Origin of the sequence: Okeania hirsuta (genome assembly GCF_003838195.1) — a bacterium.
In the GTDB taxonomy this organism is placed as follows: Bacteria; Cyanobacteriota; Cyanobacteriia; order Cyanobacteriales; family Microcoleaceae; genus Okeania; species Okeania hirsuta.
The window spans coordinates 1-5,885 of record NZ_RCBY01000341.1 but is presented as its reverse complement, the minus strand read 5'-3'; the positions used below and the strand labels follow the sequence as shown (position 1 = coordinate 5,885).

Genomic DNA, 5,885 nt, shown 5'->3' with positions numbered 1-5,885 from the left:
ATACAGCATTCAGGCTGTCCTGGCCCATCATGCAGCGGAGTCAGTAGTTGAAAAAGGGAATGGAGGCTATTCCCTGAAGCCCGTTATTAAGGTGCTTCGATAAATTTTTCTGAATTTTAGGCATGCCTGATTCTCAAATACTTGAGGATCAGGCATATATTTTTTTACTTAAGTTGAGACTTTTAATCTGAAAGTTCATCCAAACACAAAAGAATGTAAAATTTGTTTAAGCATTCAATTATTACACACAAATTCATTATGAAGAAACTAGCTATCGCCCTCTTTGTAATCGCTTCTTTCAGTTTTTTGCTGATGAGTTGCAGCGGAGGCAACAAAACACCCAAAATACTTTGACCGAAGAAGAGGTCAAAGAGGTTCAACAACTGGATTCCATTTCCTCTGAAATTGAAAGTTCCCTCGAGGAGCTTGAAGCTACAGAGGCTGAATTAATGGAAGCTCTGGAAGACATTCAGGAATAGATCTATCACTCAACATCAACTAATCAAAAATGAAACAGATAAAATACATATTGATCCTTTTCAGCATGCTGGGATCATCGGACTCGGACCTGCATATGGTCAATCGAAAAAGCAAAAGGGCAAGAGAAGAAGCAGGGAGAAGATGGAGAAAATGAAGGATAAAGCCCAGAAAGGGAAAAAGGATGCTGAAGAGGACATGGAAGAGATGAAAAGAGCAGGGAAAAGCCAAAGGCAAGGAAAAAGCAAAGGAAGCTAAAGAAAAGAATGAAGGATAAGGGAAAGAAAGATGTATGATGAATACGAGGATGAAGATATGGACGAAGAAGAGGACGAAATGGAAGAAGGTGAAGGCAAAGCCAAAGGAAAAGACAAGGATAAATCCAATAATGGCAATGCTTATGGAAAAAAATAAAGGAGAAGCTTTCCGCAAAGAATTTGGCAAGGCCCGTGCAGCAGAAGCGAGAGAAAGAAATGCTAGCAGAAAAGCAGAAGCTCGTGAAAGAGTTGCGAAGGGTGAGGAGACAGCCAGCGCTGCAAGAGAAAAAGTAAAGGCGGCCAAAGAGAAGCTCGAAAAGACATGAAAGAGAAGAAAATCTCCGAAGAAGATTATAAAGTCAAAAAAGAGAAAATCGACGCGGCTGAGAAGAAATTAGAGGAGTACGAAATGAAGTTTGAAGGAAGGTAAGGCCAAAAATAGAGAAAAATTAGAATTGATGTTAAAATAAGAATAGCCCTTCTCAGGCTATTTTTTTTGGTATTCTGGCAGTAAGAAGAAAGGAAGCTTTTATACGAAAGCTATTTATTCAGGCTAGGTAAATTCGAAAGTTATTATGCATGCATAATAACTTTTTATATCTTTCACATATTAAAAAACAACTAGATGAAAACATGATGGGATAAAATGATGTTAGAGTGGTGTTCGACTTTTTTCGCTTAAACCCGATTTTCTTTTTTTGCTTCGCTTAAATGGAAAAAGAAAACCGCTCAGATTTGTTATTATTCCTCGTTTAAGGGATGACAACTAATGACAATAAAGGAAAGGTAATTCCGTCGATCAGCCCGGAGCGTCGATAACAATTCTGTTAAAACGTCACTCAAGACTAATTTTGGATCTACTATTACCGTAAATATGAACATTTCTTCTACCTATTACTCTCTTCGTTCACTCGTATTTATTTCTGTTTGTTTCTTCTTCCCGGCTTTATATGGGCAAAGCACCATAAATGGCCTGGTGCAAAATGAAGAAAATGAATCAGCCCCTGGTGGGAGCCAGGGTCGTAGTTGTAGGACAGCCAGCGGGTGGCATCACCGATGGAAGCGGGAAATTTATCATCAAAACCAAAATCAATCCTCCTTTTGAGCTGTTGATTACCTATTTGGGCTTTGACACTTTACGGACAGAGGTTACTTCAACCCGGGATCAATTGGTTTTCGGTTAAAAGAATCCCAAATTACTGCAGAAGAAGTTCAGATTGTTGCCTCAGCCATTTCAAGAAAAACAAAGAGAGCAACACCTCACGGTAGAATCTTTAAGTATCAATGCTATCAAGGAGACGCCTGCGGTAAGTTTTTACGACGCACTTGGCTCTTTGAAGGGAGTAGACCTGACCTCAGCCAGTAATGGGATTCAAGATCATCAATACCCGGGATTTAATAGTACCCGACTGTGAGTCCTTGCAGGTAATTGATGCAATTGATAACCAGGCTCCGGGACTGAATTTTTCTGTGGGTAATTTTGCCGGGTCTTCCGAGTTGGATGTTGAAAAGGTAGAGGTAATTGCAGGTGCGAGTACACCCTGTACGGACGGGGGCATTCAATGGGGTAATTAGTATGACAACCAAAAGTCCCTTTATCCATCCCGGACTTTCTGCTATGGTAAAAGTAGGAGAAAGAACCTGAGAGAAGGCGCTATTCGTTTTGCTGATTTTTATAAGAATAAAGAAGGCAGGCCCTTTCTGGGTTAACAAATAAATGTCTCCTACTTCGAAGCTGATGATTGGGAGGCAGATAATTTTGCGCCTACTGATCAGGCCATCGAAGATTTTGAAGAAGAAGGTCTGGGATTAGATAGATTGCTGGCTAATCCGGGAAGTTACGATGCCATCAATCGATACGGTGATGAAGAAAGAAATAATTTTGGTGGTAGTGCCGGGCGCCTGAATTTCCCCGGTTTGGGGCAATTCTACCGCACGGGCTATGATGAGGTTGATTTGGTTGATTATGATACCCGAAACCTCAAATTGGGCGGGCTCCATCCACTGGCTCCCCACTTCTAAAATTGAAGCTATTTATCGCTTCAATTATGGAAACGGTACTACCGTTTTTCAAGGAGATAACCGCTACAGCTTGAAAAATCTGGGTCTGCAACAACACACATCATTGACATTGGTTCAGCAAGATAAATGGTCCATCCAGGCCTATCATACATCAGAAGATGCGGGGGATTCGTATGATGGCGGTATTTACAGCCCTCCTGCTTCAGGATGCTGCTAAACCTAATGACCTGGGACAATGGACCCAGAATTACGGGAACTACTGGTCCCAGAACATAACCAATCAGGTTCGGGATCTTTCCCGGTTACCCTGATCCCAGAGATCCATCCATTCAGCCTTTCTGGTTTAATCCAGAAACACGAGATTCTATCTATGCACAAGTTGATCGGGTGCTTATAGAAAATGCTGAACAATTGCAGGCCTGGCATGATGAAGCACGTGCTTTCGCAGACGGTAGAGGAGTAGGGACTACCCTTTTCCAGGATCGTTTTAATTTCCCGGTACTCCCAGATTTGATTCGCTTTTTAATGACATCATTTCCAAGAAAACCTTTCTGGAAGGCGGTTCCGGTTTCATCAGCAGATCTTCCCTTACCCATTTACAAGGAAACTATCAGATCAAAACAGAGGCGCTGGACGATATTACTTTGGGGGCAGCGCTCGTTTGTATACCCCTTATTCAGAGGGAACGATTTTCTCTGATACAGTAGGCGGAGAAAGGATCACCAACTTTGAATATGGTTTTTTTCACTCGATTGGAAAAACGAATCATGAGCGATCGACTGATATTCACCGCAACGGGACGGGTAGATAAGAACCAGAACTTCGATTACTTATTTTCTCCCGCATTAACGGGGGTATTTTTGTACGACCAAAACAATACCTCCGCGTTTCTTTTTGGTTCTGCTATCCGTAATCCTACCTTGCAGGATCAATACTTGTTTTATAATGTAGGTAGGGCAATACTCATTGGAACTTAAATGGAGTAGATTCCTTAATCAATTTCGATTCTTTCCTTGACTACCTGGATTCGCCCAACTTTGACAGAGAAATTCTTCAGTATTTTGATACTCCACCTGTACGTCCCGAGCGGGTTAGAACCATAGAAGCGGGTTACAAAGGAACGCTGGCAGAAAATAAAATTTTCATTGACGCCAACTATTATTTCAGTTGGTATCGTGATTTTTGGGATTCCGCTTAGGTGTGGCTGCAGACTTTGACGATGTATTACCCTTCCCCATCAATCGCCAGGTATTCAGGGTGTCTGCTAATTCTCCGGACCGAGTAACTACGCAAGGGTTTTCGATTGGCGTAAATTATTACTTCAATACCAATTTTCTTTTTGGTGGAAACTACTCCTGGAATGTTTTAGATAGAAGAGGTTCGGATGATGAAATTATCCCTGCCTTTAATACACCCGAACATAAATTTAACCTGGTCTTATCAGGGCGAGATTTCTCTATTGGAAGTTTGAAGCACCTGGGTTTCAACATCAACTACAAATGGTTGAAGGCTTTCTCTTTGAAGGTTTCTCCCAGTTCACAGGCCGAATCCAACCTATGACTTGCTGGATGCCCAGGTAAACATTCGGGTTCCTTCCATTTACAGTACCTTTAAGTTGGGTGCTTCCAACATCCTGAATAATCAGGTTTTCCAAACCTATGGAGGACCCAGAATTGGCCGCATGAGCTATTTCTCTGTAGTATTTGACATTGGTAAATTGTAAACCGTTTAAACTCCTAATCTGAGGAGATTAATTTATACCCAATACTTAACCAAAACCTTTAGACTATTATGATTAAAAAACTTTTACTTTTTGTTGCCTCTCTGGCATTTTGCCTAAGCCTTAGTGCGCAAGATAGGTACCTGGATGAGGTATTTGCAGAAGTCTCCGTTGAGGAAGATGTGTTCTTCTCTGCTAACTATGGCTTTTTCTCCGGGTTCATGGCTTTGGATACCCTGAGAAATGGATGTATACCAGCCTATGGGAGATACCGTTGGATCACGTCCACTTGTAATCCTAATGCACCCCGGAAGCTTTTTGCCAAAAGGGATCAATACCCTTCCTTTTGGAGATAGAAAAGACAGTGCCATCGTGGAGATGTGTATGAGGCTGGCCAAGCGAGGCTACGTTGCAGTAGCAGGTAGTTACCGTGCAGGATGGAATCCGACCTCAACGGACCAGGATGTTCGAGGAGGTACCATCATTACTGCAAACGTACTGGGATCTTTTGACGCAAAAAAACTGCATCAAGTTTTTCCGTCAGGATGCTGCTGGAGACAACAATTATCGAATTGATCCTAACAGAATTACCCTGGGAGGTACCAATACCGGTGGATATGTGGCCATTGCTGCAAACAACTTTGATGAGCCTTCAGATCTTACCCTTTTGAAGTTCCTCAACTCACAAACCGGTATATGCTTACATCGATACTACCTCACGGAAACTTCGATGGAGTTGGTGGTTCTGTGAACAACATTCAGTATGAAGGAATTAATGGAGATCCTAACCTGATCCTGAACTTGGGAGGAGCTTCCGGAGATACCAGCATCAGCAATGCTATGGATGCACCTGTAATTTCCATCTGTGGTCGTAATGATCCCCTGACTCCTGACAGCGTAGGGGTTTGTTGTAGTTTCTGGTGCTGGTGGAGTAGTGCCTGTAATTGAGGTTCACGGTGGACTGACTACTTCTCGTTATTACACGACTTTGGGAGTAAACAGTGTATTCGCTGGTATAACAGGCGATCCTTTTACTGCTCAGGCGGAAGCAAATCTGATGAAAACCCGGAAAAAATCCTGCGGATTACCTGGGTTATTACGAGATTCAGGATCCTGCAACCGGCTACGAACCCTGGGGCTGGTATGACCCGAATGATCCAAATGTTGCTCAGGGAACGGATCCCGATAGTGCTAATTACGTTCCTGGTGCGACTGGTGTTGGTTCAAGAGCCAATCCTTTCCAGACCAAAGCCAAAGCTATGGCACACATAGATACGGTGATGGGATTCTTCTTGCCAAGAGCCTTTGCGGCATTGAACCTGAATGCTGTTTCCATCGATCCTGATCTCCGGATTGATGCAGGATTGGAAATTTATCCTAATCCTGCCAAGCATGAATTGAGAATAGAA

General features: G+C 42.6%; 7 protein-coding genes. All 7 read left to right on the top strand.

Annotated features, from left to right (window positions below; all coding sequences use genetic code 11):
- Nucleotides 1-350 precede the first annotated feature (350 nt).
- Complete coding sequence (locus tag D5R40_RS41615; RefSeq protein ID WP_282433678.1) at nucleotides 351-479, top strand: hypothetical protein; 129 nt, start codon at nucleotides 351-353, stop codon at nucleotides 477-479.
- A gap of 286 nt (nucleotides 480-765) precedes the next feature.
- Nucleotides 766-891: a hypothetical protein gene (locus D5R40_RS41610; protein WP_282433677.1), complete on the top strand. Its 126-nt coding sequence runs from the start codon at nucleotides 766-768 to the stop codon at nucleotides 889-891.
- Nucleotides 866-1,060 carry a hypothetical protein gene (locus D5R40_RS34215; RefSeq protein WP_161565103.1) on the top strand — a complete coding sequence of 65 codons (195 nt, stop codon included), beginning with the start codon at nucleotides 866-868 and terminating at the stop codon, nucleotides 1,058-1,060. Before D5R40_RS41610 ends, D5R40_RS34215 begins: the two co-directional genes overlap by 26 nt.
- A gap of 642 nt (nucleotides 1,061-1,702) precedes the next feature.
- Nucleotides 1,703-1,918 (top strand): carboxypeptidase-like regulatory domain-containing protein, encoded by a 216-nt coding sequence (locus D5R40_RS29710; RefSeq protein ID WP_124155638.1) that lies wholly within the window; start codon nucleotides 1,703-1,705, stop codon nucleotides 1,916-1,918.
- Between the two features lie 782 nt (nucleotides 1,919-2,700).
- Nucleotides 2,701-2,973: a hypothetical protein gene (locus tag D5R40_RS34210; RefSeq protein ID WP_153183517.1), complete on the top strand. Its 273-nt coding sequence runs from the start codon at nucleotides 2,701-2,703 to the stop codon at nucleotides 2,971-2,973.
- Between the two features lie 965 nt (nucleotides 2,974-3,938).
- Nucleotides 3,939-4,316 carry a TonB-dependent receptor gene (locus tag D5R40_RS29700; protein WP_124155636.1) on the top strand — a complete coding sequence of 126 codons (378 nt, stop codon included), beginning with the start codon at nucleotides 3,939-3,941 and terminating at the stop codon, nucleotides 4,314-4,316.
- 856 nt (nucleotides 4,317-5,172) lie between these two features.
- Complete coding sequence (locus D5R40_RS29695) at nucleotides 5,173-5,424, top strand: hypothetical protein (RefSeq protein ID WP_124155635.1); 252 nt, start codon at nucleotides 5,173-5,175, stop codon at nucleotides 5,422-5,424.
- Nucleotides 5,425-5,885: the final 461 nt, after the last annotated feature.